The sequence below is a fragment of the Aquabacterium sp. genome (genome assembly GCF_050725395.1).
Lineage (GTDB): Bacteria > Pseudomonadota > Gammaproteobacteria > Burkholderiales > Burkholderiaceae_C > Aquabacterium.
Window position 1 is genome coordinate 22,231 of sequence record NZ_JBOHHL010000031.1, and the last position, 25,144, is coordinate 47,374.

21 protein-coding genes and 1 tRNA gene are annotated in these 25,144 nt (G+C 63.1%); 12 read left to right on the forward strand and 10 right to left on the reverse strand.

All coding sequences use genetic code 11. The features are described 5' to 3' along the window. Nucleotides 1–257: 257 nt before the first annotated feature. The 3 genes from ACREB4_RS16655 to alaS all read right to left on the reverse strand — a co-directional run bounded on the left by ACREB4_RS16655 (nt 258) and on the right by alaS (nt 5,143). Entirely contained in the window at nt 258–1,319 is a 1,062-nt protein-coding gene (locus ACREB4_RS16655; protein WP_431589359.1) for a helix-turn-helix domain-containing protein, read from the reverse strand. A 120-nt stretch (nt 1,320–1,439) separates the two neighbouring features. After that, nucleotides 1,440–2,324 (reverse strand): metal-dependent hydrolase, encoded by an 885-nt coding sequence (locus tag ACREB4_RS16660; RefSeq protein ID WP_431589360.1) that lies wholly within the window; start codon nt 2,322–2,324, stop codon nt 1,440–1,442. 158 nt (nt 2,325–2,482) lie between these two features. Beyond that, nucleotides 2,483–5,143, reverse strand: a complete 2,661-nt coding sequence (gene alaS / locus ACREB4_RS16665; protein WP_431589361.1) for an alanine--tRNA ligase — start codon at nt 5,141–5,143, stop codon at nt 2,483–2,485. Nucleotides 5,144–5,279: 136 nt separating this feature from the next. Here alaS and ACREB4_RS16670 point away from each other — a divergent pair, with 136 nt between their 5' ends. The 5 genes from ACREB4_RS16670 (at nt 5,280) to ACREB4_RS16690 (ending at nt 11,448) form a co-directional block, all read left to right on the forward strand. Continuing rightward, a complete protein-coding gene (locus ACREB4_RS16670; protein ID WP_431589362.1) occupies nt 5,280–6,767 on the forward strand; it encodes an NAD-dependent succinate-semialdehyde dehydrogenase in 1,488 nt (495 codons plus the stop codon). A 7-nt stretch (nt 6,768–6,774) separates the two neighbouring features. Then, nucleotides 6,775–7,704 carry an aspartyl/asparaginyl beta-hydroxylase domain-containing protein gene (locus ACREB4_RS16675; protein WP_431589363.1) on the forward strand — a complete coding sequence of 310 codons (930 nt, stop codon included), beginning with the start codon at nt 6,775–6,777 and terminating at the stop codon, nt 7,702–7,704. A 75-nt stretch (nt 7,705–7,779) separates the two neighbouring features. Continuing rightward, nucleotides 7,780–9,249 (forward strand): PAS domain-containing sensor histidine kinase, encoded by a 1,470-nt coding sequence (locus ACREB4_RS16680; RefSeq protein ID WP_431589364.1) that lies wholly within the window; start codon nt 7,780–7,782, stop codon nt 9,247–9,249. Nucleotides 9,250–9,252: 3 nt separating this feature from the next. Then, nucleotides 9,253–9,654, forward strand: a complete 402-nt coding sequence (locus ACREB4_RS16685) for a response regulator (protein WP_431589365.1) — start codon at nt 9,253–9,255, stop codon at nt 9,652–9,654. A 12-nt stretch (nt 9,655–9,666) separates the two neighbouring features. Then, nucleotides 9,667–11,448 (forward strand): ATP-binding protein, encoded by a 1,782-nt coding sequence (locus tag ACREB4_RS16690; protein ID WP_431589366.1) that lies wholly within the window; start codon nt 9,667–9,669, stop codon nt 11,446–11,448. A 30-nt stretch (nt 11,449–11,478) separates the two neighbouring features. Here ACREB4_RS16690 and ACREB4_RS16695 read toward each other — a convergent pair whose 3' ends face one another. Next, complete coding sequence (locus tag ACREB4_RS16695; protein WP_431589367.1) at nt 11,479–12,681, reverse strand: MFS transporter; 1,203 nt, start codon at nt 12,679–12,681, stop codon at nt 11,479–11,481. 56 nt (nt 12,682–12,737) lie between these two features. Between ACREB4_RS16695 and ACREB4_RS16700 the strand changes: the two genes are divergently transcribed. From ACREB4_RS16700 to putA, 4 genes are all read left to right on the forward strand, one after another. Continuing rightward, nucleotides 12,738–13,535, forward strand: a complete 798-nt coding sequence (locus tag ACREB4_RS16700; protein WP_431589368.1) for an AraC family transcriptional regulator — start codon at nt 12,738–12,740, stop codon at nt 13,533–13,535. Between the two features lie 14 nt (nt 13,536–13,549). After that, a tRNA-Gly gene (locus ACREB4_RS16705) sits at nt 13,550–13,623 on the forward strand. Nucleotides 13,624–14,086: 463 nt separating this feature from the next. Beyond that, on the forward strand, nt 14,087–14,812 hold the full coding sequence (gene trmB, locus ACREB4_RS16710; RefSeq protein ID WP_431589369.1) for a tRNA (guanosine(46)-N7)-methyltransferase TrmB: 726 nt from the start codon (nt 14,087–14,089) through the stop codon (nt 14,810–14,812). Nucleotides 14,813–14,883: 71 nt separating this feature from the next. Then, nucleotides 14,884–17,973, forward strand: coding sequence for a bifunctional proline dehydrogenase/L-glutamate gamma-semialdehyde dehydrogenase PutA (gene putA / locus ACREB4_RS16715; protein ID WP_431589370.1), 3,090 nt, complete (start codon nt 14,884–14,886; stop codon nt 17,971–17,973). 11 nt (nt 17,974–17,984) lie between these two features. On the opposite strand, the gene ACREB4_RS16720 is transcribed toward putA, so the two are convergent. From ACREB4_RS16720 to ACREB4_RS16730, 3 genes are read right to left on the reverse strand one after another with little or no spacing between them, the layout of a single operon-like run. Then, nucleotides 17,985–18,806 (reverse strand): peptidylprolyl isomerase, encoded by an 822-nt coding sequence (locus tag ACREB4_RS16720; protein ID WP_431589371.1) that lies wholly within the window; start codon nt 18,804–18,806, stop codon nt 17,985–17,987. 28 nt (nt 18,807–18,834) lie between these two features. After that, complete coding sequence (locus tag ACREB4_RS16725; protein WP_431589372.1) at nt 18,835–19,104, reverse strand: BolA family protein; 270 nt, start codon at nt 19,102–19,104, stop codon at nt 18,835–18,837. A 16-nt stretch (nt 19,105–19,120) separates the two neighbouring features. After that, nucleotides 19,121–19,762 (reverse strand): septation protein A, encoded by a 642-nt coding sequence (locus tag ACREB4_RS16730; protein ID WP_431589373.1) that lies wholly within the window; start codon nt 19,760–19,762, stop codon nt 19,121–19,123. A gap of 262 nt (nt 19,763–20,024) precedes the next feature. Here ACREB4_RS16730 and ACREB4_RS16735 point away from each other — a divergent pair, with 262 nt between their 5' ends. Next, nucleotides 20,025–20,873, forward strand: coding sequence for an undecaprenyl-diphosphate phosphatase (locus ACREB4_RS16735; protein WP_431589374.1), 849 nt, complete (start codon nt 20,025–20,027; stop codon nt 20,871–20,873). A 41-nt stretch (nt 20,874–20,914) separates the two neighbouring features. Continuing rightward, nucleotides 20,915–21,718 carry a ferritin-like domain-containing protein gene (locus ACREB4_RS16740; RefSeq protein WP_431589375.1) on the forward strand — a complete coding sequence of 268 codons (804 nt, stop codon included), beginning with the start codon at nt 20,915–20,917 and terminating at the stop codon, nt 21,716–21,718. Nucleotides 21,719–21,746: 28 nt separating this feature from the next. Here the strand turns inward: ACREB4_RS16740 and xerD are convergent, their stop codons facing one another. Then, on the reverse strand, nt 21,747–22,667 hold the full coding sequence (xerD, locus tag ACREB4_RS16745; RefSeq protein ID WP_431589376.1) for a site-specific tyrosine recombinase XerD: 921 nt from the start codon (nt 22,665–22,667) through the stop codon (nt 21,747–21,749). After that, nucleotides 22,651–23,289: a chalcone isomerase family protein gene (locus ACREB4_RS16750; protein WP_431589377.1), complete on the reverse strand. Its 639-nt coding sequence runs from the start codon at nt 23,287–23,289 to the stop codon at nt 22,651–22,653. The genes xerD and ACREB4_RS16750 overlap by 17 nt, the downstream gene beginning before the upstream one ends. Before the next feature lie 140 nt (nt 23,290–23,429). On the opposite strand from ACREB4_RS16750, the gene ACREB4_RS16755 reads away from it, so the two are divergent. Next, entirely contained in the window at nt 23,430–24,068 is a 639-nt protein-coding gene (locus ACREB4_RS16755) for a transglutaminase-like domain-containing protein (protein ID WP_431589378.1), read from the forward strand. A 58-nt stretch (nt 24,069–24,126) separates the two neighbouring features. Here the strand turns inward: ACREB4_RS16755 and ilvC are convergent, their stop codons facing one another. Next, complete coding sequence (ilvC, locus tag ACREB4_RS16760) at nt 24,127–25,143, reverse strand: ketol-acid reductoisomerase (protein ID WP_230179540.1); 1,017 nt, start codon at nt 25,141–25,143, stop codon at nt 24,127–24,129. Nucleotide 25,144: the final 1 nt, after the last annotated feature.

The following is a 25,144-nucleotide window of genomic DNA, read 5'->3' on the forward strand; positions in this document are numbered from 1 at the left end:
ACAAGCGCCTCAATTCATTGAATATCGAACGTTCGTATGAATTGATGAATCCAATCTATTTAAATTCCAGGGCCGTCACAAGCTTTCGGCCACTCAAACAGGAACAAAAGACGACTATCCCGTCGTTTTGCAATCGAGAAGTGCCTCTTTGGCGGCCAAACACATGGGGTGAACGCGCGAATGGCCCAAGCCACCTGCAAGAGGCAGCTTGGGCCAAAACGAATATCAGGATACAGCTGTTGTCTGCGTATATCGAATCAGGCACGGCCTTGCTGGTCGCGCCAATTGCTCGGCGTGCAGCCTTCCCAGCGCTTGAACGCCGCGGTGAAAGCCCGGCGATCCGAAAAGCCCAGGCGCGCGCTGATGTCGTCGATGGACATGTCGCCCTTGCGCAGCCAATCGCAGGCCAGACGGTGGCGCATGCGGGCCTGCAGGTGCAAGTAGCCGTCGCCCTCGTCCTTCAGGCGGCGCTGAAGCGTGCGGGGGTGCAGGTTGAGACGCTCGGCCATGTCCTCCACGCCCAGGGCCAGCAGGCCGGGCTTGAGGGCGATGATCTCTTCGATCTCGGCGGCGACGCCCTGACGGCGGGCTTCCTTGCCCAGGCGCTGCTCGGCCAGGAAATGCGCTTGCTCGTGCAGGGCCGGGAAAGCGCCTTCCAGGGGCAGGTCGAGGATGCGGCTTTCGAACACCAGCGCATCGATCGGCTGGTTGAAGTTCACCGGCACCTCGAAGAACTGCTGCAATTGCTCGGCATATGGCGGCGGCGGGCGCTTCATCGACACCGACACGAAGCCATCGGAAGAACCTTGCAGCGAGCGGCCGAACTTGCGGATGCAGGCCAGCAGAGCCTCGGTCACGTAGTGCAGCGGCAGGCCCAGGTTGTTCACCTCGACCAGGGGCACTTCGAAACTGATGGCCACGTAGGCCAGGTCACCCTCTTCGCGGATATCGAACTGGGCCCAGGGCAGGACCATGCGCTTGGCCATCTCGGCCACGTCCAGGGCCTGGCGCAAGGTGGGGCTGGTGGTCAGCAGGGTTTCGAACTCGGGGAGCGATTCAAAGGCGAAGGTGTCGCCCAGCACCACCGGGAAGTGCTTGTTCGGCGACATGGCCACGCACTGCTCCAGCACCGAAATCAACTGCAGGGGCGAAACACGCGCATCCTCCAACCGGATCAGGTCGATGGTGATGCCGGCTTCCTTGAACAAAGGCTGCACATTGAAGCCGCATTTCGCGGCCGCCTTGATCCAGCTGGACAGCATGAACAGCGGAATGGGCTTGATGCCGAGGGCTTTGAGAACGATCGATGGAATCTGCATAAGTGGAAACTGCTCACCCGTGTGAGTGTGCTGCAGTCTAACGAAGTCGCTCAACAACTTCTTGCTTGGCCCATGAAAAAAGCCTCCGGCGACGGAGGCTTTTCGCGGGGCGTCAGCGGATCACATGGCCAGGGTCTGGCGCATCTGTTCGCTGGCCTTGACAGGGTCGCCACCGCTGCCGTTGAAGGCGGCCAGCCACTCGGGGTAGCCGCGTTGCTCGGACTCTTGCCACGGGTGGAAGCCCACCTTGTAGTAGGTCCAGTAAGCCTTGGCCATGGGGGCCAGCAAGCCGTTGGGCTTGAGCAGCCACCACAGGCCACCAGCGGTCAGCTTCACGCGCTGGAAGAAGCTGAAGCCGTCCTGGATCAGCATCTTGCGCTGGATGTAGAAGATGGTCGCGGGGAACAGGATGGTGGCGTCCACCAGGGCCAGCACGCGCTTGAAGTAACCCACCTTGGCGACATCGACCATCACGTCGTAGGCCACGCCCTTGTGCTCGACTTCCTCGATGGCGTGCCAAGCGTACATGGCGCGCACGCGGGGGTCGGCTTCCTTGAGCAGGTCGCGCTGGTCGAACATGCTGTGGGCGATGATCGAGGTGAAATGCTCCAACGCGGCGGTGACGGCCACGGTGTAGCTGCGGCTGTACCACTTGCGGTAGCGGTTGGTCAGGAAGTTTTCGACCCAGGCGCTCAGGGCGTCGGTGTCGATGCCCTGCTTGCGGATGCGGTCGTTGTCCTGGCGGTGAACGATGCCGTGCTGGGCTTCTTGCTTGTTGAAATCCTTGATCTCTTGCAGCATCTTCGGGTCGGTGACCTGGTCGCGGAAATCGCGCACACAGGTCATGAAGAATTTTTCACCAGGCGGGAAGATGATCGACAGGGCGTCCCAGAAGCGCGACTTGAAAGGGTCGCCGCCAAACCAGTACTTGGGGATGTCGCCGTCCAGGCCGAAATTCAGCTTCTCGCGGGGGACGATCGGATGTTGTGCAACGTGGGTGGTCATGAGCATCACCTTTCTTGTAGTCAGTCGGTCCTCGGTGATTGAACTATAGGGATGCGGTGCCACCGCTTACAGGATGCTGGATGACAAGATGGCATTGGCGCCGACATTCGCACAAAGAAAAAGGCTCCCGAAGGAGCCTTGTGGGGTTTGTGCGCGACTCAGAGTCGTTCAGCCACCCATCCCTGCACGCCCGCCAGGGCCTGCGCCAGTTTGGAGGGGTCGGTACCGCCGGCCATGGCCATGTCGGGTTTACCACCCCCCTTGCCACCCACCTGCTGGGCCACGAAGTTGACCAACTCGCCCGCCTTGACCTTGCCGATGCTGTCGGCGGTGACGCCGGCCGCGATCTGCACCTTGCCGCCCTCGACGGCCGCCAGCACGATGGCGGCGGTCTTGAGCTTGTCCTTGAGCTTGTCCATGGTCTCGCGCAGGGCCTTGGCATCGGCGCCGTCGAGCACGGCGGCAAGCACCTTCAGGCCCTTGACGTCGACGGCCTGGCTCAGCAGTTCGTCACCCTGGCTGGACGCCAGCTTGCCCTTGATGGCGGCCAGTTCCTTTTCCAGCGCGCGGATCTGATCTTGTGCCGCGGCAACGCGCGCGGGCACCTCGGCGGGCGCCGCCTTGAGCAGGCTGGCCAGGCCCTGCACGGTGCCTTCCAGCGACTGCAGGTAGCTCAGCGCGCCCACGCCGGTGACGGCCTCGACACGGCGCACGCCCGCGGCCACGCCGCTTTCGGCCACGATCTTGAACACGCCGATGTCACCGGTGCGCTTGACGTGGGTGCCACCGCACAGCTCTTTCGATGAGCCGATGCTGAGCACGCGGACTTCATCGCCGTACTTCTCGCCGAACAGCATCATGGCGCCGCTCTTTTGCGCATCGTCCAGGTTCATCACCTTGGCATCGGTGGCCTCATTGGCCAGAATCTCGGCGTTGACCAGTTCTTCGACCTGGCGGATCTCGTCGGCCGTCATCGGCACGTTGTGCGCGAAGTCGAAGCGCGTGCGGTCGGCCGTGACCTGCGAGCCCTTTTGCTGCACGTGGCCGCCCAGCACCGTGCGCAAGGCCAGGTGCATCAGGTGGGTGGCGCTGTGGTTGCGGATGGTGCGGGCACGGATGTCGGCATCGACGCGGGCGTTGAGCGTGTCGCCCACCTTGATCTCGCCTTCGACCACGCGGCCGTGGTGGCCGAACACATCGGCCTGGATCTTCTGCGTGTCTTCGACCACGAAGCGCGAGGTGCCATTGCGCAGGTCGCCGCTGTCGCCGGCCTGGCCGCCGGACTCGGCGTAGAAAGGGGTGTCGTCCAGCACGATGACGGCGTCGTCACCGGCGCGGGCGGATGGGGCGGGTGTGCCATCGACGTAGACGGCGGTGACCTTCGAGCCTTCGTGGGTCAATTGGTCGTAGCCGTGGAAGGTGGTGGGGGCACCGGTGTATTCCAGGCCGGCCGCCATCTTGAACTTGCCGGCGGCGCGGGCTTGTTCGCGCTGGCGGTTCATGGCGGCGTCGAAGCCGGCGCTGTCGACGGTCACGTCGCGTTCGCGGCAGACGTCGGCGGTCAGATCGACGGGGAAGCCGAAGGTGTCGTGCAGCTTGAAAGCGGTGTCGCCATCGATCACCTTGGTGCCGGATTTTTCAACGGCGGCCAGCGCGGTTTCCAGGATTTCCATGCCATTGGCGATGGTCTGGAAGAAGCGCTCTTCTTCGGTCTTCAAGACCTCGGTGATGCGCTTTTCATTCTGGCGCAGTTCGGGGTAGGCGTCGCCCATCTGCTCGACCAGGGCGCCGACCAGCTTGTGGAAGAACGGGGTGCGGGCGCCCAGCTTGTAGCCATGGCGGATGGCGCGGCGCGTGATGCGGCGCAGCACGTAGCCGCGGCCCTCGTTGCTGGGGATCACGCCATCGGCCACGGTGAACGAGCACGCGCGGATGTGGTCGGCGATCACCTTCAGGCTGGGGGCAGGAGCACCTTTCAGCTTGCCCTCAACAATTTCAACTGCGCCTCCCGCGTCCGCTACGGCTTTTCCAGCCGCATCCAGCAGGGCCACGAACAAATCGATCTCGTAGTTGCCATGCACGCCTTGCAGCACGGCGGCGATGCGCTCCAAGCCCATGCCGGTGTCGACGCTGGGCTTGGGCAGCTTGTGCATCACGCCCGCTTCGTCGCGGTTGAACTGCATGAACACGTTGTTCCAGATCTCGATGAAGCGGTCGCCGTCTTCATCGGGACTGCCGGGCGGGCCACCGGGAATGTGGGCGCCGTGGTCGTAGAAGATCTCGGTGCAGGGGCCGCAGGGGCCGGTGTCGCCCATCATCCAGAAGTTGTCGGAGGCGTAGCGCGCGCCCTTGTTGTCGCCGATGCGGATGATGCGCTCGGCCGGCACGCCGATTTCCTTGTTCCAGATCTCGTAGGCTTCGTCGTCTTCGGCGTAGACCGTGACGGTGAGCTTGTCCTTGGGGAGCTTGAAGACCTCGGTCAGCAATTCCCAGGCGAAGCTGATGGCGTCGCGCTTGAAATAGTCCCCGAAGCTGAAGTTGCCCAGCATTTCGAAGAAGGTGTGGTGGCGCGCGGTGTAACCCACGTTGTCCAGGTCGTTGTGCTTGCCGCCGGCGCGGATGCACTTCTGCGAGGTGGTGGCGCGGGTGTAGGGGCGCTTGTCGAAACCCAGGAACACGTCCTTGAACTGGTTCATGCCCGCGTTGGTGAACAGCAGCGTGGGGTCGTCACCGGGCACCACGGGGCTCGAGGCCACGATGGTGTGGCCCTTCGACTCGAAGAACTTCAAAAACTTGGAGCGGATCTCGGCGGCTTTCATCTGGGGGCTTCCGGTTCAGAACATGGGCGGCATCGACCCGGGCCTGCTGGCAGCCGGGTAAAGCCAAGCCCAGGATTATAGGTTTCAGGGGGGTGGCCTATGATTCTGGCCCGTGCATGCTTTCCCGAGAACCGCCATGACCGCCTCCACCTCCCCCTTGGCTGCCCTGAAAGACCCCTCGCTGCTGAAGACCCAGGCCCTGATCGATGGGCAATGGGTGGATGCCGCTGACCGTTTTGACGTGCGCGACCCGGCCACGGGCCAATTGCTGGTGCAGGTGCCAAACCTGGGCGCCGCCCAGACCGAAGCGGCCATCGCCGCCGCCAACCGCGCCTGGCCCGCCTGGAAGGGCCTGACCGCCAAGGCGCGCGCCACCATCATGATGAAGTGGTTCGGCTTGCTGCATGAGAACGCGGACGACTTGGCCCGCATCATGACGGCCGAGCAAGGCAAGCCCCTGGCCGAATCCAAGGGCGAAGTGGCCTATGGCGCCAGCTTCATCGAGTGGTTCGCCGAAGAGTCGCGCCGCGTGTATGGCGAAACCGTGCCCAGCACCGACGCCACCAAGCGCTTCCTGGTGATCCGCCAGCCGATTGGTGTGTGCGCGGCCATCACGCCCTGGAACTTCCCCATCGCCATGATCACCCGCAAGGTGGCGCCCGCCCTGGCCGCTGGCTGCCCGGTGGTCATCAAGCCCGCCGAGGCCACGCCGCTGTCGGCCCTGGCCGTGGCCGAACTGGCCTTGCGCGCGGGCATGCCGCCCGGTGTGCTGAACATCATCACGGCCGATGCCGAGCGTTCGATCGAAGTGGGCCAAGCGCTGTGCGCCAGCGACACGGTGCGCCACCTGTCCTTCACCGGATCGACCGAAGTCGGCCGCATTCTGATGAAGCAGTGCGCGCCCACGGTCAAGAAGCTGTCGCTGGAGTTGGGCGGCAACGCGCCCTTCATCGTGTTCAACGACGCCGACATCGACGCCGCCGTGGAGGGCGCGCTGATCGCCAAATACCGCAACGCGGGGCAGACCTGCGTGTGTGCCAACCGACTGTACGCGCAAGCCGAGGTCTACGACCAGTTCGTGGCCAAGCTGTCCGAGCGCGTGGCGCAGATGAAGGTGGGCAATGGCTTCGAGGCCGGCGTGACGCAAGGCCCGCTGATCGACGACCAAGCCCTGGCCAAAGTCGAAGACCTGGTGGCCGATGCGCTGGCCAAGGGCGCCAAGGTCGTCACGGGTGGCAAGAAAGCGCCGGTGGACGGCGGCAACTTCTACACGCCCACGGTGCTGTCGAACGTGTCGAGCAGCATGCGCTTGGCGAAGGAAGAAATCTTCGGCCCCGTGGCGCCCGTCTTCCAGTTCGACACGGAGGCCGAGGCGATTGCCATGGCCAACGACACCGAGTTCGGCCTGGCCAGCTATTTCTACAGCCGCGACGTCGGCCGCATCTTCCGCGTGGGCGAGGCGCTGGAATACGGCATGGTCGGTGTCAACACCGGCCTGATTTCAACCTGTGAAGTGCCCTTTGGTGGCGTGAAGCAATCCGGCCTGGGCCGCGAGGGCGCGCGCCAGGGCATGGACGATTACCTGGAAGCCAAGTACCTTTGCCTTGGCGGATTGGACAAGTGAGCCGAGCATGAGTTTTTTGAATGAACTGTGGCCTTTGGCGCCACGCCACTGGGTGCTGCTGGCCTTCATTGCCGCCGCCCTGCACTCGCACCTGCGAGGCAAGATGCGCTTTGGCCTGGTGCGCGCACTGACCGACTTCACCGTGCTGATCGCACCGCTGAATTCACTGATGGTGCTGTTCTCGAAGGTGGGCTCGCAGCCTTACCTTGATCCGAAGAAGTTTCCCGACCTGAAGCTGCTTCAGGACAACTGGCAGGTGATGCGCGAAGAGGCATTGAACCTGGATGGGCGCGGCAACATCAAGGCCGCCGACACCTACAACGACATCGGCTTCAACTCCTTCTTCCGCACGGGCTGGAAGCGTTTCTACCTGAAGTGGTATGCCGATGAACTGCCCTCGGCGCAAGAGTTGTGCCCCAAGACGGTGGCCTTGCTCAAGCAGATCCCGAGCATCAAGGCCGCCATGTTTGCCTCACTGCCACCCGGTGCCCGCCTGGTGCGCCACCGCGACCCGTACGCCGGCTCGCTGCGCTACCACCTGGGCCTGATCACGCCCAACGACCCCGGCTGCTACATCGACGTCGATGGCGAGAAGTACCACTGGAAAGACGGCGAAGTGGTGATGTTCGACGAGACCTACATCCACTACGCCGAGAACACCACCGACCACCCGCGCATCATCTTGTTCGCCGACATCGAGCGCCCGGTCTGGACGCCCATCATGCGCTGGCTCAACCACGGCTTCGGCACGCTGGTGATGACCGCCGCCGCCACGCAAAACGTGGAAGGCGAACCCGTCGGCGGGCTCAACAAATTCTTCTTCCACTTCTACCAGTTGCGCACCAAGGCCAAGGCCTTGAAGGCCCGCAACCGCACGGCTTACTACGTGGGCAAATGGGTGTTGATCGGCGGCGTGCTTTGGGCGTTGTTTTACTGAGCATGTGGCCCGACTGGTATCGCCGCCTGATAAGTGATTTAATGGCCGATACAAAAAAGGGAAGAGGCTCACTCCATGGAAGCCGAGACCGTCGCATTGATGACCAGCGAATCGCCCGACGCCTTGGTCTTGCTGACGGCAAAAGGCCATGTGGCCCACTGGAGCAAGGGCGCGCAGGCCATATTTGGATACAGCGAACGAGAAGTCGATGGCCAACATTGGGAGACTCTCGGAGTTCCCGCTGATCAGTCAACCGAGCAAGGCACCCGTCTCCAGGACACGCTGACCCTTGGTACGGTCACCTACGAAGCAGTGCGACGTAGAAAAGACGGCTCCCTGCTGTATGTGGATGTCACAACAAAGCTGGTGCATACCGCCGATCTTGAGCCCATGGTCCTGTCCGCCGAGAAGGATGTGACCACCATCAAGGTGCTGCGAGACGCCAAGCTCATGGAAGCCAGGTTTCGCGACCTGCTGGAGTCGACCCCCGACGGCATCGTGATGGCCAACCCCACGGGCCACATCGTCATCGCCAACAGTCAGGCCGAGCGCTTGTTCGGCTATGCCGAAGGCGAACTGCGAGGTCGCTCCGTTGACGAATTGCTGCCTGAGCGTTACCGCAAGGCCCATGTGGGCCACCGATCCAATTATTTTTTGCAGCCTCGCAAGCGCGCCATGGGTTCGGGCCTGGATCTATCGGGACTGCGCAAGGACGGCAGCGAGTTTCCGATTGAAATCAGCCTCAGCCCTTTGCGCACGGAGGAAAGCGCTTTCGTGATGAGCGCCATCCGGGACATCAGCGAACGCAAGCGTTTTGAAAAAGCGCTCCAGGAAAAAAACCTTGAACTGGCCAACGCCAATCAGGCCAAAGACCGGTTTCTGGCGGGCATGAGCCACGAATTGAGAACCCCTCTGAACGCCATCATCGGATTCACAGGCACCCTGTTGATGAAGTTGCCCGGCCCTCTCAATGAGGAACAGCAAAAGCAGCTGAAAACCGTTCAATCCAGCGCACGCCATCTGCTGGCACTGATCAATGACCTGTTGGATGTTTCCAAAATCGAAGCCGGCAAGGTGGAGTTGAACCTCGAGTTCGTCGATATCCGGGCCGTTCTGGATGAAATCGCCGCCACCTTGCAACCTCAGGCCAACAGCAAAGGACTGATGTTGAGCGTGCAAGGACCGTCGCAGGGCGCCACGATCCAGACAGACCGAAGAGCCCTCAGCCAGATCGTGCTGAACCTGGCGGGCAATGCACTGAAGTTCACCGATCAAGGTGAGGTGCGACTCACCTTGGAGCAGAGCGTGGACAACGCTACCACCATCCATGTCGAAGACACCGGCATCGGGATCCCGCTGGAAGATCAGGGCAAGCTCTTCGGCGCTTTCAGCCGAGTGCGCAATGAACGCCCAGATGCCCCAGAGGGCACCGGGCTGGGCCTGCACTTGAGCCGGAAGCTCGCCGAGTTGCTGGGAGGCAAGATCATCTTTCAAAGCGAAAGCGGCAAGGGCAGCACCTTTTCGCTGATCCTGTCGGGAGACTGAGTCATGACGACCTGCTTCCTCATCATCGAAGACAACGCGGCCAATATGGAGTTAGTGCGCTATCTGCTGACATTCAGCGGCTATGAGGTGCTGCTGGCTCGCGATGGTCAGCAAGGACTGGAGATCGCATTGCGCGAGCAGCCGGATCTCATCATTTGCGACCTGCAGATGCCCGGATTGGACGGCTACCAAGTGCTTGAGCAACTGCGCTCCCGCCCCCAAGGCGCGCAAGCCATCGTGATCGCCGTCACCGCTTTTTCCATGCCCAATGACCGCCAGAAAGTCATGACAGCCGGGTTCAATGGTTATATCTCCAAGCCCATCGAGCCTGAAAATTTCGTCAATCAAATCGAATCATTTCTACCTGAACGCATGCGGTTGCCACGCCCTGTGCCGGGTCATTGAGGTCCATGCGCCATGGCAAAGATACTTGTCGTCGATGACCATGCCCCCAATCGAGATTTGATCGTCGCGCTCATGGGCTACGAAGGGCACCAATCGATCGAAGCTTCGGATGGCAGCCTTGCCCTTGAACAGGTTCGCATCGAAAAGCCCGACCTGGTGATCTGCGACATCCTCATGCCCACCATGGATGGCTATGAATTCGTCAGGCAGTTGCGGGCGGACCCTGCCATCGCCCAAACCGAAGTCATCTTCTACACGGCGACGTTCATGGAACGCGAAGCCCGAAGCCTGGCCAATGCCTGTGGCGTGTCCAATGTGCTGATCAAGCCGTGCGAACCTCAAGAGATCCTGCGCATTGTCGAGCATGCGCTGCTCCACGCCAGTTCGATAGAGATGCAGCCCGACGAACTGCAGTTCGACCGCGAGCATTTGCGTTTGCTGACCGACAAGCTGGCCTTCAAGGTCAGCGAATTGGAGCGTGCCAACCAACGGCTGTCGGCCCTGACCGACCTGAATTTGCAATTGGCGTCGGAACGGGATCCCCACGTGCTGCTAGACAAGGTATGCCGTGGTGCGCGGGACCTGCTGGGTGCTCGTTACGGCGTCCTGGGCGTGCACGACAAAAATGGCGACGGCGACGAATACATTTCCACCTGGGGCTTGGCGCCGGAACAAGCGGAGAAAATCAAGCGCCTCGGCATCGACGACCAGATCTTCAGCGAAGTCATGGCAGAAGGCCGCGCTCAGCGCTTTTCGAGGTCGGAGGCACGCCCCTCTACCTCAAGACTGCCTGACACCTACCCGTCGGCAGAATGCGGGCTGCTGGCCCCCGTGATGTCGCTGAACCGCACCTACGGATGGATCCTGCTGATCGACAAGTTGGGTTCACAAGCCTTCACCGAAGACGACGCTCAGCTGTTGACTATCCATGCGGCCCAGGCCGGGCGTATCTACGAAAATGGCAGTCTTTACAACGAAATCAAACACACCGCCCAGCAACTGCAGATCGAAATTGTTGAACGCAGACTCGCTGCAGAAGCCCTGGTCAAGGCCAATGAAACATTGGAACACCGCGTTCAACTGCGCACGGCCGAATTGAACGAAACCATCGAGGGTCTGGAGACTTTCAATCGAAACGTATCCCACGACATCCGAGGTCCGCTGGGCGGCATCGCCAGTGCAGCCAAGATGGCCCAGGATCTGATTGAGGCGGACGAGAAAGCCAGGGCCATCCGCCTGCTGCAAGCTGTCGCAGCGCAGGCTTCGATGACCGAGAAAGTCGTCGAGTCTCTGCTGGCATTGGCGCGCACCAGCAACGTCACCCTGCAAACACGCAGCGTGGACATGAACATCCTGTTGAGTGAGGTGATCGAGTCGATACGTCTGGCCCGATCGGCAGGATCGATTCCTGTGGTCCCCACGCCCCTTCCTAAGATCGAAGCCGATCTCGAATTGGCTCGGCAGGTTTTCGTGAACCTGATCGGCAATGCGTTGAAGTTCGCAGCAGAGGCCAGCAAACCCAGTGTCGAAGTGGGCGTGGTCGAATCAGCGGGCCAGCCCATTTTCTTCGTCCGTGACAACGGCGTCGGCTTTGACTCGGAACAGGCCAAACGGTTGTTCAAACCATTTCAAAGACTGCACGATAACCGCTTTGAAGGTTCGGGCGTGGGCCTGTCCATCGTTAAGCGCATCATCGACCGCCACGGTGGGAAAGTATGGGCAGAAGGCATCCCCGAGAAGGGCGCCACTTTTTATTTCAGCTTTGGCGAGAAGCCATCGATGATCCCCATCTAACCCATCCTTGAGCAGCCTTACTACCTCAACTCAACGCCTGGGGCCCGCCACATTCGGCAGCCACGCGGTGAGCAAACCGATCAAGGGCAGGTAAGCGCACAACTGGTAGACATGCGCCACGCTGGTCGCATCGGCCAGGTGGCCCAGCACCGCGGCACCGATGCCGCCCATGCCAAAGGCGAAGCCGAAGAACAGGCCCGAGATGGCGCCCACCTTGCCCGGCACCAGTTCCTGGGCGTAGACCAGGATGGCCGAGAACGCCGAGGCCAGGATCAGGCCGATGACCACCGACAGGATGCCCGTCCAAAACAGGTTCGCATGAGGCAGCATCATCGTGAACGGCGCCACGCCCAGGATCGAGATCCAGATGACGCGCTTGCGGCCGATGCGATCGCCGACGGGCCCACCCACGATGGTGCCCACCGCCACCGCAAACAAGAAAGCGAACAGGTAGAGCTGCGCTGAGTCCACTGGCAAGTGAAACTTCTCCATCAGGTAGAAGGTGTAGTAGCTGCTCAGGCTGGCCATGTAGAAGTACTTGGAAAACACCAGCACGCCCAGAATGCCCAGCGACCAACCCACCTTGGCGCGCGACAAGCCATGCGGCACGATGACCTTGGCCTGGCCCGCCGCGCTACTGGCCTGCGCCTGGTACCAACGCCCCACCTTCAACAGCACGAATACACCGATCAAAGCAGCCACCGAGAACCAGGCCACGCTGCCCTGCCCGTGCGGCACGATGATCAGCGCCGCCAGCAAAGGCCCGATGGCGCTGCCCAGGTTGCCGCCCACCTGGAACAGCGATTGCGCCAGCCCCGGTTGCTGGCCCGCCGCCATCCGCGCCACCCGTGACGACTCGGGGTGGAACACCGACGAGCCCATGCCCACCAGGGCCGCCGACAGCAGCACCAGTTCAAACGTGTACGCGTGCGACAGCAAGAGCAAACCCACCAGCGTGAAGCCCATGCCGATCGGCAATGAATAAGGCTGCGGCTTGCGGTCGGTGTACAGCCCGATCAGCGGCTGCAGCAGCGAGGCCGTGATCTGGTAGGTCAAGGTGATCAGGCCGATCTGACCAAACGAAAGGTGCAACCCCAGTTTGATCACCGGGTAGATGGCCACCAGCAGCGACTGCATCATGTCGTTCAGCAGGTGCGTGAAGCTGATGGCCGCGATGACCTTGTACGCGGTGCCACGAGGCGAAGAAGTGGAGATGGGAATGCTTTTGCTCATGGAGGTGTAATCTATCTGTCTGCTTTGAACATGTCTCGCCAACAATCATCGCAAAAATGACAAAACTGCCCACCGTGGTTGCTGGCTCCGAAAAGGTCACGCACCAAGACGTCGAGCAAACCCTTCCCCACCTGGTGACGGCCAAAGCGCGCAATTACCAGGGTGGTGCCACGCCCATCCACCACCATCCGCGCGCACAACTGATCTACGCTGGCGAAGGCGTGATGCGCGTGGAGACCTCGGCCGGCAGCTGGGTGGTGCCGCCCTTGCGGGGCGTGTGGATTCCCGCCTGGGTCGACCACCAGGTCGTGATGCTGGGCACGGTGGCCATGCGCACCTTGTACTTTCGCCCTGAGGCCGCTCCAGATTTGCCAGACGCCTGCTGCCTGGTGGAAGTGCGGCCGTTGTTGCGTGAACTGATCTACGCCTTGGTGGACGAGTCCTTGGACTATGACCAAGCTGGCCGGGGTGGGCTGATCGCCGCATTGGTGTTGAAGGAACTGCGTTTTCTGCGCACCGCCGCCCTGCACCTGCCCGTGCCCACCGAGCCCCGGCTGCAAAAGCTGTGCAGGGCGCTGATCGACCAGCCCGATTCAACCGAGACGCTGGAAAGCTGGGCCGACCAGTGCGCCACCAGCAGCCGAACCCTGGCCCGCTTGTTCCACCGCGAGACCGGCATGAGCTTCAGCCATTGGCGGCAACAGGCCAGATTGGTCGAAGCCTTGGGCCAATTGAGCAAAGGCGAACCCATCGCACGCGTGGCGGGCCGGCTGGGCTACCGCAGCCCCAGTGCCTTCACGGCGATGTTCAAGAAAGCGATGGGGGTGGAGCCGAGCCGCTACTTCGAGGTTTAGAATGCGCGCAGTCCGCGGGTGTCGTTCAATGGTAGGACTCTTGCTTCCCAAGCAAATAACGTGGGTTCGATTCCCATCACCCGCTCCACACGGACCTCACTGGTGGCGCCTGGTTCGCCCCAATCCATGCAGGCCGATCCCGACCAGGCCCAAGGCCAGCAAAGTCAAACTGGGTGGCTCGGAAACGGCGGAAGGAACTGCCGGACTGGACGCTCTGGCATCCCTGAACTTGCCTTGCAAGCCGGACGACGCATGGGCACTCACCATGCACACAAGCAGGCTGAACGCAGCGATACAGCGACTGGCGTTCAACAACGGGGAAACAGGGTGCACGTTCAAAACTCCACTGAACAAAGGCGGTCGAATCCGCTCAGTGAATGATGCGCCCACGCTCTTTGAATAAACGGGCCATTCACCCCCCATCTGGATGTCCTGCCGGCATCGGCAGGCACTCAGCGTGATTTAGTACCCCCTCCGGTTTAAGGGACAGCCCTAGGCCACGGGTCGAGGACAATGTCGGACTCACCAAGTCAGCACCGCCCCACGCCACCATGAGCACCGCCCCGCCACCCGACGACGACATCCCGGCAGCCGAGTCGCCCACGCCTTACCCGCACCGCACCATCCGCAGTTTCGTGATGCGTGCCGGCCGGACCACCGAAGGCCAGGCCAAGGCCTTGACCGAACTTGGCCCCAAATTCCTGCTGCCTTTCGAAAAAACGCCACTGGACTACGCCGCCACCTTCCAGCGCCAGGCCCCCGTCGTGCTGGAGATCGGTTTCGGCATGGGCGACGCCACCGCCACCATCGCGCAGACCTTGCCCGGCACCGACTTCATCGGCGTCGAGGTGCACGAACCCGGCGTGGGCGCGCTGCTCAAGCGCATCGGCGATCACAACATCACCAACCTGCGCCTGATCCGGCACGACGCCGTCGAGGTGCTCGACCACATGATCAGCCCCGCCTCGCTGGCCGGTGTCCACATCTTCTTCCCCGACCCCTGGCACAAGACGCGCCACCACAAACGGCGACTGATCCAGGCGCCCCTGGTGGCCCACCTGGCTTCGCGCCTGGCGCCCGGCGCCTACCTTCACTGCGCCACCGACTGGGAACCCTACGCCCACCAGATCCTGCAGGTGCTGAGCGAGGAACCCACCCTGGTCAACACCGCCGAAGGCTACGCCCCCAAGCCCGCCTACCGCCCGCTGACCAAGTTCGAGAACCGCGGACTGAAACTGGGCCACGGTGTGTGGGACTTGGTGTTCAAAAAGCGCTGAAAAGTCCCGCTGATGCACTAGACCCCGCGCGCCCATTGACGTTAGTCTGAAGACGTTGATTGGAGTGCGCCGTGAACAAACTCTCCGACCGCTTACCGCTGCCCTGGGCCGACGAGGCCGAGCAAGTCGACAAGCTGAGGCTTCGCCTGCAGGACAGGCTGGACTGGGGCCAGGTCCGCCAGCAATGCGAGCCGTGGGTGCGTGGCATCCGCCACCGGCCACCGCCTTTCTGGGCGCTCGAGTCCCTGCTTCAGGAGTTCCCGCTGTCCAGCAGCGAAGGCCTGGCCCTGATGCGGCTGGCCGAAGCCCTGCTGCGCGTGCCCGACCAGGACACCGCCCAAGCCCTGATCGGCGACCAGCTCGGCCAGGCCGATTTCGCCAAGCACGTGGGCCAAGGCTCTGCCCACCCCTGGTTGTCCGGCGCCTCGGCCCGCGTGCTGGACCTGGCGCACCAACTGCTGCCAGCCTCGGACGCCAAAGGCACCACCCCGTCGTTGGTGCAGCGCCTGGGCGGGCCCACCGTGGTGTCGGCCACCGCCCGTGCCCTGCAGTTGCTGGGACGCCAGTTCGTGCTCGGCCAGACCATGGACGAGGCTTTGGGCCAGGCCCGCAAGCAAACCCAGGCCGACACCGACCAAGGCCTGGGCACCCGCCACAGCTTTGACATGCTCGGCGAAGGCGCGCGCACCTGGGTAGACGCCGACCGCTACCTGGCCGCCTACCAGCAAGCCCTGTCGAAGCTGGGCCAAGCCCATGGCCACCCTGCGCGCCAATTGCCGTTCTCGGAGCGCCAGGGCCTGTCCATCAAGCTGTCCGCCCTGCACCCACGCTTCGATCCTTCGCAACACACGGCCCTGGTTCGCGAACTGTTGCCCCGCCTGGAACAACTCGCCCGCCAGGCCGACGAAGCCGGCGTGCTGCTGACCCTGGATGCCGAGGAATCCTTCCGCCTGGAGCTGCAACTGGATCTGCTCGCCCGCCTGATGCCCGCCGCCGGCGATGGCCTGGGCCTGGCCGTGCAGGCCTACCAGCACCGTGCCCTGGCCGTGATCGACGAAGTGCACCGCCTGGCCACCGCCCATGACAAGCGCCTCACCGTGCGCCTGGTCAAAGGCGCCTACTGGGACACCGAGGTCAAGCGCGCCCAAGAACTCGGCTTGAACGGCTACCCCGTCTACACGCACAAGGGCAACACCGACTTGTCCTACCTGGCCTGCGCCGATGCCCTGCTGGCCCACAGCGGTGTGCTCTACCCCCAGTTCGCCACCCACAACGCGGCCACCATCGCCGCCGTCATGCAACTGGCACGGCGACACGGCGTCGGGCCGGAACGCTATGAATGGCAACGCCTGCACGGCATGGGCGAAGGCGTTTACCGCGAACTGCGCCGCCCCAAGGCATCGCCCGAGACCGGCGCGGCCCTGCGCATCTACGCCCCGGTGGGCGAGCACCGCGACCTGCTGGCCTACCTCGTGCGGCGGCTGCTGGAAAACGGCGCCAACGCGTCCTTCGTGCACCAGTTGGCCGATCCGCAAGTCAGCCTGGATGAACTTTTGGCCTCGCCCTGGCTCACCACCGCCAATGCGGACCACGATCTGGCGGTGGTGCCGCCAGTGCGCTTGCATGGCCCGGAACGGCGCAATGCCCTGGGCCGCGACCTGAACTGCCAACTGCACCGGGACGCCCTCGAAGCCTCCGTGCAACTGCGGCGCCAGCAATCGAAGGTGCCCTCGCCCTGCCATGACCTGGGCGCCGCTGAAAGCCAGGCCTTGATGGAAGCGCTCAGCCAGGGTTGGTCAACGTGGGAAGAAACGCCCGCGACCACGCGTTGCGCCATGCTCGACCGCGTGGCCAACCAACTGGAGGCCGAGTTCGACAGCTGGGCCGCCGACCTGGTGGTCGAGGCCCGCAAGACCATGAGCGATGCCGTGGCCGAGGTGCGCGAAACCATCGACCTGGCGCGCTACTACGCCCAGCAAGGCCGCCACCATTTAAAGGTCCAGGTGCTGACCGGTCCCACCGGCGAGAGCAACGAATGGCAACTGCGCGGCCGAGGCGTCTTCGTCTGCATCGCGCCCTGGAACTTTCCCCTCGCCATCTTTGGCGGGCAGGTCATGGCAGCGCTGGCGGCCGGCAATACCGTGGCGGCCAAACCCGCCGACCAAACCCCCGCCATCGGCCGACGCTTCGTGGCCCTGCTGCACCAGGCCGGGGTGCCTGCCAACGCGCTGGGCTGCGCCTGTGGCCCCGGGCCAATCGTCGGCGCTGCCCTGGTGGCCAGCAAGCACTGCGCGGGCGTGGCCTTCACCGGCTCGGTGGCCACGGGCAAACGCATCCAGCGCATGCTGGCCCAGGGCGACCGGCCCATCGTTCCCCTGATCGCCGAAACCGGTGGCCTCAACGCCATGGTGGTCGACAGCACCGCCCTGCCCGAACAGGTGATGGACGCCGTGGTGGCCAGCGCTTTCTTGAGCGCGGGCCAGCGCTGCTCGGCACTGCGCCTGCTGTGCCTGCACAGCGCCACGGCCGATGCCCTGGAAGCCATGCTGGCCGGTGCCCTGCAAACGCTGGTCACGGGCGACAGCGCCGATTGGGCCACCGACGTGGGCCCGGTCATCGACGCCCACGCGCATGAACTGCTCGGTGCTCACCTGTCCGAACTGGACCACCAATCGCAGCAGCCTCGGTCGGGCGTCCGCCTGATCGGCCGGACCAAGCTGGCGCCACCGGCTGTCGGCACGGCCCACATCGTGCCGCCCACGGCCTACACCTTGCCCAGCGTCAGCGCACTGACGGCCGAGCATTTCGGCCCCATCCTTCACGTGGTGCGCTGGGGCCCCGGCACCACCGCGCCAGACATCGATGCCCTGATCGATCAGATCAATGCCACGGGCTATGGTTTGACCTTGGGGGTGCAGACCCGCATCGATTCGCGCGCGCAGCACATCGCCCGACGCTCACGCGTCGGCAATGTGTATGTGAATCGGGGCATGACTGGCGCCGTGGTCGGGTCGCAGCCCTTCGGCGGCCAGGGGTGGAGCGGCACCGGCCCGAAAGCCGGGGGCCCTCACTATCTGCTGCGGTTTTGCACCGAGCAGGTGGTCAGCATCAACACGGCGGCGGCAGGCGGCAATGCCGCGCTGCTGACCCGGGCAGGCTGACCTGACAACGATCAGTTCACGGGGGCGTTGAACTTGAAATCGGTCTTGGCCTTGGCTTTCAGCTCGTCGCGGTACTTGGCCAGCTTGGCTTGCGCATTGCGCTGCTGCAACTGGGCCTTGACTTCGTCGTAGGGCGGGAACTGGGTGGCGCGCGTGTCTTCCAGCTTGATGATGTGGTAGCCGAATTGCGACTTCACCGGCGTTTCGGTGAACTTGCCCTTTTCCAGCTTGGACATGGCTTCGGAGAACTCGGGCACGTAGTTGCCAGGGGCTGCCCAATCCAGGTCGCCGCCGTTTTCAGCGGAACCGGGGTCCTTGGAGTTCTTCTTGGCCAGGTCTTCGAATTTGGCACCGGCCTTGAGCTGGGTGATCAGCGCCTTGGCGTCTTCTTCCTTCTCGACCAGGATGTGGCGAGCGCGGTATTCCTTGTCGCCGTTCTGGGCCTTGATCTGGTCGTACTCGGCGCGCAACTCGGCCTCGTTTTCCTTGTTCTTGCCCTGGAAGTCGGCGAACAGGGCCTGGATCAGGATCGACTGACGCGCGAATTCCATTTGCGTCTTGTAGTCGGCGGTTTGGGCGATGCCCTTCTTCTCGGCCTCTTGCACGAAGATCTCGCGCAGCACCAGCTCTTCCTTGACCTTGGCTTCCAGGTCGGGCGTCTTGGCTTGCTGACCTTGCTTCAGGATCTGGGTCATCATGGCGTCGAACCGCGCCTTGGGCACCGGCTTGCCATTGACGATGGCGATGTTCTGGGCCATCACCAGAGGTGCCGCCAGCGACAGGGTCGCGGCCAGCACGGCAGACTTGATGACATGGGTGCGGAAAGTCTTCATGAGCGAATTTTGTTAGGTTGTTTCGGTTTCAGACAGGCTCGGCCTTGATGGCCAACGCATGGATGCCCTGCGGTATCAAATCGCGAAGGGCATCATACACAAGGCGATGCCGTTGAACGTGTGACAGGCCGTTAAAGCAGGCCGCACGCAAATGCACGCTGAAATGCCGCCCGGACTTGGCGCCCTCGTGCCCCGCATGGAGGTGACTGTCGTCGGTCACTTCGATGCTGAGCGGCTCAAGCGCCAATGTCAGGGCGGATTGGATTTGTTCGGCGGTCACGCCTTGGTGTGGAGTCATGGGGTGCCTGAAAAGTTCACTTGGCCTTGGCAGCGTCGTCGGGGACGGGCGGCATGTGCCGGCTCAGGTAAAGCCCCTGGGCCAGCATGAACACCACCATCAGGGCCGACGTGCCCCACACCTTGAAGCTCACCCACTGCTCTTCGGTGAAGTTGTAGACCACGATGAGGTTCAGGATGCCCATGAAGGCGAAGAAGCCCGCCCAGGCCCAGCCCAGCTTGAGCCACACACCATCGGGTGCGTCGATCTGTCCCCCCATCATTTTGTGCAGCACGCGCCGCTTCATGATGACCTCGGCGATCAGGAAACCAGCGCTCATCAGCCAGTACAACACAGTGGGCTTCCACTGAAAGAAGATGGCACTGTGCAACCACAGCGACACGCCGCCCAGGACCGTGCCCACGATCAAGGTGCCCCACAGCATCATGTCCACCTTGTGGCGCAGGATCTTGAGCACGGCGATCTGGACCACGCCGCAGCACACCATCACCACCGTGGACAAGAGCATGGGCGCTTCCTTGGCCGCGACCACCCCGCCAGACACCATGAAGCCCAGGTAATGGGTCATCCATTCGGCCGCCAGCTCCTTGTGGCCACCAGCCCAGGTGTAGGCACCAAAGAACAGCAGCAGCGGCAACAGGTCGAAAAATATCTTCATGGGAAACCGGGTTTGAAAGGCGAATCAGCGCGGCCGAAGTCTATCGCGGTGGCGTCGAGGCGGCTCATGCCGAGCAAAGCACCTTGAAAGATCGCGGTGGCGGCCAAATGGTTCCGCCAGACAGCGGACCTGTGGCGCAGCGTAGACAAGACCCCCCATCCAAGGGTGCCCGAGCTCATTTCCCGCCAACAGGCTGGGGGGTTGGCCGGGCTTGCCCTGCCCTAAGATGCCCGCTTGCTAGCAACTCAGAGGACTCGTCGACGTGGATACCATGCTGTTTTTCAAGGCCGTGTTGATGGGTATCGTGGAGGGGCTGACTGAATTCCTGCCCATCTCCAGCACCGGACACCTGATCCTCGCGGGTTCGCTGCTCGATTTCCAGTCGAACGTCGGTGCCGACAAGGCCAAGGTCTTCGACATCGCCATCCAGTCCGGGGCCATCTTCGCCATCGTGCTGGTCTATTGGCAACGGCTGCGCGACACGCTGGCAGGCCTGGGCTCCGAGCCCCGAGCTCAACGCTTCGCCATCAACGTGGTCGTGGGTTTCTTGCCCGCGGCCGTGATCGGCCTGGCCCTGGGCAAAGTCATCAAGGCGCACCTGTTCAATGCACCCGTGGTGGCCAGTGCCTTCATCGTGGGTGGCCTGATCATCCTGTGGGCCGAGCGCCGTGCCAGCAAAGCCGAGCACGCCGTCCCCCGCGTGCAGACGGTGGACGACCTGAGCGTGCTGGACGCCCTCAAGATCGGCTTCGTCCAGTGCCTGGGCATGATCCCTGGCACCAGCCGCTCGGGCGCGACCATCATCGGCGGCATGTTCCTGGGGCTGTCGCGCAAGGCATCGACCGAGTTCAGCTTCTTCCTGGGCATTCCCACGCTGGTGGGCGCCGGCTTGTACAGCCTGTACAAAGAGCGCGAACTGCTGTCCCTGGCCGACCTGCCGCTCTTCGGCGTGGGCCTCGCGTTCTCGTTCATCTCGGCCTGGGTCTGCGTGCGCTGGTTGCTGCGCTATGTGGCCACCCACAATTTCGTGCCTTTCGCCTGGTACCGGATCGCGTTCGGCATCCTGGTGCTGGTGTCGGCCCACCAGGGCTGGATCGTCTGGGCGGAGTGAGCCGCGGCGCACCAGCGCCGTTCCATTGATAGCATCGGGTGATGGACACCCTTCGACGACAAGCCCTCGGCCTTCTCCTGACCCGCGATCCCGAGACGAAAGCCAAGGGCACCATGGCGCTCGACCTGAGTGGCCCTTGCGGCGCGGCAGAGGCCATGGCAGAGCCCGCGGGCATCCCAGGGCGCCCTGCCCGCCCTGAACTGGTGCCGCACACCCAGCTCAAAACGCGGTCCGTGCGAAACCCCGAGGGGCACGCGGCGCTGATCCATGCCCTCGCCCACATCGAACTGAACGCCATTGATCTGGCGCTGGACCTGGCCGCCCGCTTTCACGGCATGCCAGATGAGTTCTACCAGGACTGGCTGAAAGTGAGCAAGGAAGAGGCCTTGCATTTCACACTCCTGCGCGACCACCTCGTGAGCCTGGGGTTCGACTACGGCCACTTCCCGGCCCACAACTCCTTGTGGGAAATGGCCGAGAAGACGAAGCACGACATGCTGGCCAGGATTGCGTTGGTGCCCAGAACGATGGAAGCACGCGGCCTGGATGCATCGCCGCCGATCAAGGCCAAGCTGCTGGACATCGAAGACCAGAAGGGTGCGGACATCATCGACATCATCCTGCGGGATGAGATTGGGCACGTGGCCGTGGGCAACAAGTGGTATCGGATTCTGTGCGCGCAACGTGGCCTGGACCCGCTGTCGACCTACGCCGAATTGGCCGCCCGGTTCAGCGCGCCCCGTCTGAAAGGCCCGTTCAACCTGGAAGCCCGCCGCGCGGCCGGCTTTGAAGAGGACGAGCTTTACGCGCTGGAACAGCTTTGGACGTCCAAAGCGCTGAACTGAACGGAACGCCCAGAAACAAGCAGCCGGATCAGCCTCGGGGATGGTGCTGCGCGTGCAGCAAGCGCAGCCGCTCGCGTGCGACGTGCGTGTAGACCTGGGTGGTCGAGATGTCGGCGTGGCCCAGCAGCATCTGCACCACGCGCAAATCAGCACCATGGTTCAGCAAGTGGGTGGCAAAGGCATGGCGCAAGGTGTGCGGCGACAAGGCCTGGCTGATGCCCGACAGCAAGGCGTATTTCTTGACCAGCTTCCAGAACATCTGCCGCGTCATCGGACCACCACGCGACGTGACGAACAAGGCATCGCTGCTCTGCCCGTTCAGGATGAAGGCGCGCGAATCGATCAAATAACGCTGCAGCCATTCGCCGGCCTCGGCCCCGAAAGGCACCAGCCGCTCCTTGCTGCCCTTGCCGGTGATGCGCAGCACGCCTTCGTTCAGGCCCACGTGCACGGTCTTGAGTTCGACCAGTTCGCTCACGCGCAGGCCGCTGGCGTACATCAACTCCAGCATGGCGCGATCGCGCAGACCCAGGGTCTCGTCGGCATCGGGCGCGGCCAGCAAGGCCTCTACCTGGGTTTCGGTGAGCGTGCCGGGCGTGCGCAGGCGCTGGCGCGGCGCGTCCATGCGCAGGGTCGGATCTTGCGTGGTCAGGCCCTCGCGCAGTGCCCAGCGGTAGAACCGGCGGAACACACTCAGGCGGCGCCCCACCGAGGTCGGCTTGGATTCGGCATGGCGGGCCGCGGCATAAGCCTGCAGGTCAAGCTCGCTGGCCTGGATCAGCGTGGACCGGGCGGGCTGCGAGGCCAGCCACACGGCCAGCGCGGCCAGGTCGCGGCGGTAGGCGGCCAGGCTGTTGGCGCTCAGCCCATCCTCGAGCCACAGGGCATCGATGAAGCGGTGCAGGTGCGGGTCGTCGGACGCCCGCGTTTCGTCAGGCAGCCGAACCACGGAGCAACCCCGCTTTCATGCGTTTGTCCACCGGCCGCTCGCCGATGAAAATCTTCAGGATCGCCCGGTAGAAGTCGTCGCCCGCGATCACCGTGGACAGGGTCCGGCCATTGAGCACCAGTTGCGTGCCCTGGCCCGGTACGAAATCCAGGTCCAGCACATCGCCAGGATGGAAGGTGCCGATGCCGTCGATGCCAGCGGCCAGCACATTGACGCGGTCCTGGAGTTGCGCATGAAGCTCGGCGGGTTCGTTGCGCTGCACGCCATGGCGCATGGATTTGGTCAACTCGACGCTGGGCGCTTCCAGCATGACCTTGAGGCGCAGGCGCTTGGGGCCCTGCATGGCCAGGATCTGGCCTGGTTCTTTGGAAGGCGCGGCGAGGTAAAGACCCGCCACGAAGGCCTTGACCCAGGCCACACCCCGCAAACCCAGGCCATTGAGGCGCAAGGTGCGGTCGGACACCACCAGGGTATCGTCAAAGCTTTGATCTTCCAGCGACGCCGCCTGGACCAACCCCGGTGGCGCAGGCACGGGCAAGCCCATGGACCCCGACAAGACCATCAGGGCGGCCGCCACCATCAATTGCCGCATGGCCAGCGAGGCGATGCTCGTGGAATTCATAGACCCCCATTTTCCGCCTCGAAAGCGGGCGGTAGCTGTACAACGTGGCGACGACAAGCCGCGCTGACAAGATCGGGTTTCCCCGGTGTAAAGCTGCGTAAACCCGCTACCCTTGATCGTGACAGGTTTTACCCGCCATCGTGACGCCCCTCCTCAAGACCATGCCACTCGCCCCCTACCTTCGTTCCACTGAATTCATCGACCATGCCCACCCCAGCATCATCGCCAAGGCCGACGAACTGACGCAGGGCTGCCAGACCGACCTGGAGACCACCCAACGCTGCTTCGAATTCGTGCGCGACGAGGTCAAGCACAGCGGCGATTTCAAGCTCAACCCGGTCACCATCCGCGCCTCGGACGTGCTGACCCATGGCACGGGTTATTGTTATGCCAAGAGCCACCTGCTGGCCGCCCTGCTGCGGTCCAAGGGCATTCCCACCGGGCTGTGCTACCAGCGCCTGGCCGTCAATCCCGGCCGCGGGCCCTTCTGCCTGCATGGATTGAACGCGGTGCACCTGAAAGACCACGGCTGGTACCGGCTCGATCCGCGCGGCAACAAGCCCGGGGTGTGCGCGCAGTTCACGCCGCCGGTCGAGCAACTGGCCTTTGCCCTGCAACTGCCGCAGGAATGCGACTTTCCCGAGATCTGGCCCGATCCCCTGCCCGTCGTGATCGAGTCCTTGAGTTCGGCCGGCTCCGTCGAAGAGTTCTTCAACCACTACCCGGACATCGAGATCACCCAGCCAGCCACGGGCTTGACTGGAACTCAGCGAGCATGAAAAAAGCCGCCGGGTCACCCCAGGCGGCTTTTCAATTCAAGCGCTGATCAGTGGTGGATCAGTTCTTGGACTGGTCGACCAGCTTGTTCTTCGAGATCCAGGGCATCATCGCGCGCAGTTCGCCACCGACGGTTTCGATCGGGTGCACGGCGTTCAGGCGACGGCGAGCGGTCATGCTCGGGTAGTTCGTCTTGCCTTCCTGGATGAACATCTTGGCGTATTCGCCAGTCTGGATGCGCTTCAGGGCATTGCGCATGGCGGCGCGCGATTGCTCGTTGATCACTTCCGTGCCGGTCACGTACTCGCCGTATTCGGCGTTGTTCGAGATCGAGTAGTTCATGTTGGCGATGCCGCCTTCGTACATGAGGTCAACGATCAGCTTCAGTTCGTGCAGGCATTCGAAGTAGGCCATTTCAGGCGCGTAACCGGCTTCGGTCAGCGTCTCGAAGCCCATCTTCACCAGCTCGACGGCACCACCGCACAGCACGGCTTGTTCGCCGAACAGGTCGGTTTCGGTTTCTTCGCGGAAGTTGGTCTCGATCACGCCACCCTTGGTGCCGCCGTTGGCCGCCGCGTACGACAGGGCGATGTCCTTGGCCTTGCCGGACTTGTCCTGGTAGATGGCGATCAGGGAAGGCACGCCGCCGCCCTTCTTGTACTCGGAACGCACGGTGTGGCCAGGGCCCTTGGGGGCGACCATGATCACGTCCAGGTCAGCGCGGGGGATGACCTGGTTGTAATGCACGTTGAAGCCGTGGGCAAAGGCCAGCACGGCGCCTTGCTTGATGTTGGGCTCGACGTTGTTCTTGTACACCTCGGGGATGTTCTCGTCGGGCAGCAGGATCATGACGACATCGGCGCCCTTGACGGCTTCGTCGACTTCAGCGACCTTGATGCCAGCGGCTTCGACCTTGCTCCAGGACGCGCCGCCCTTGCGCAGGCCGACCGTGACCTTCACGCCCGAGTCCGTCAGGTTTTGGGCGTGGGCATGGCCTTGCGAGCCGTAGCCGATGATGGCGACATTCTTGCCCTTGATCAGGCTCAGGTCTGCGTCTTTGTCGTAATAAACCTTCATG

What these genes read in the sequence shown, in the direction of transcription:
- ACREB4_RS16720 (WP_431589371.1), bottom strand. Translation starts at nt 18,806, where the DNA reads ATGAAGACTTTCCGCACCCATGTCATCAAGTCTGCCGTGCTGGCCGCG.
- ACREB4_RS16730 (WP_431589373.1), bottom strand. Translation starts at nt 19,762, where the DNA reads ATGAAGATATTTTTCGACCTGTTGCCGCTGCTGCTGTTCTTTGGTGCC.
- alaS (WP_431589361.1), bottom strand. Translation starts at nt 5,143, where the DNA reads ATGAAAGCCGCCGAGATCCGCTCCAAGTTTTTGAAGTTCTTCGAGTCG.
- trmB (WP_431589369.1), top strand. Translation starts at nt 14,087, where the DNA reads ATGAGCACCGCCCCGCCACCCGACGACGACATCCCGGCAGCCGAGTCG.
- ACREB4_RS16680 (WP_431589364.1), top strand. Translation starts at nt 7,780, where the DNA reads ATGGAAGCCGAGACCGTCGCATTGATGACCAGCGAATCGCCCGACGCC.
- ACREB4_RS16660 (WP_431589360.1), bottom strand. Translation starts at nt 2,324, where the DNA reads ATGACCACCCACGTTGCACAACATCCGATCGTCCCCCGCGAGAAGCTG.
- ACREB4_RS16655 (WP_431589359.1), bottom strand. Translation starts at nt 1,319, where the DNA reads ATGCAGATTCCATCGATCGTTCTCAAAGCCCTCGGCATCAAGCCCATT.
- ACREB4_RS16725 (WP_431589372.1), bottom strand. Translation starts at nt 19,104, where the DNA reads ATGACTCCACACCAAGGCGTGACCGCCGAACAAATCCAATCCGCCCTG.
- ACREB4_RS16690 (WP_431589366.1), top strand. Translation starts at nt 9,667, where the DNA reads ATGGCAAAGATACTTGTCGTCGATGACCATGCCCCCAATCGAGATTTG.
- ACREB4_RS16740 (WP_431589375.1), top strand. Translation starts at nt 20,915, where the DNA reads ATGGACACCCTTCGACGACAAGCCCTCGGCCTTCTCCTGACCCGCGAT.
- ilvC (WP_230179540.1), bottom strand. Translation starts at nt 25,143, where the DNA reads ATGAAGGTTTATTACGACAAAGACGCAGACCTGAGCCTGATCAAGGGC.
- ACREB4_RS16670 (WP_431589362.1), top strand. Translation starts at nt 5,280, where the DNA reads ATGACCGCCTCCACCTCCCCCTTGGCTGCCCTGAAAGACCCCTCGCTG.
- ACREB4_RS16750 (WP_431589377.1), bottom strand. Translation starts at nt 23,289, where the DNA reads ATGAATTCCACGAGCATCGCCTCGCTGGCCATGCGGCAATTGATGGTG.
- ACREB4_RS16685 (WP_431589365.1), top strand. Translation starts at nt 9,253, where the DNA reads ATGACGACCTGCTTCCTCATCATCGAAGACAACGCGGCCAATATGGAG.
- ACREB4_RS16700 (WP_431589368.1), top strand. Translation starts at nt 12,738, where the DNA reads ATGACAAAACTGCCCACCGTGGTTGCTGGCTCCGAAAAGGTCACGCAC.
- ACREB4_RS16695 (WP_431589367.1), bottom strand. Translation starts at nt 12,681, where the DNA reads ATGAGCAAAAGCATTCCCATCTCCACTTCTTCGCCTCGTGGCACCGCG.
- ACREB4_RS16675 (WP_431589363.1), top strand. Translation starts at nt 6,775, where the DNA reads ATGAGTTTTTTGAATGAACTGTGGCCTTTGGCGCCACGCCACTGGGTG.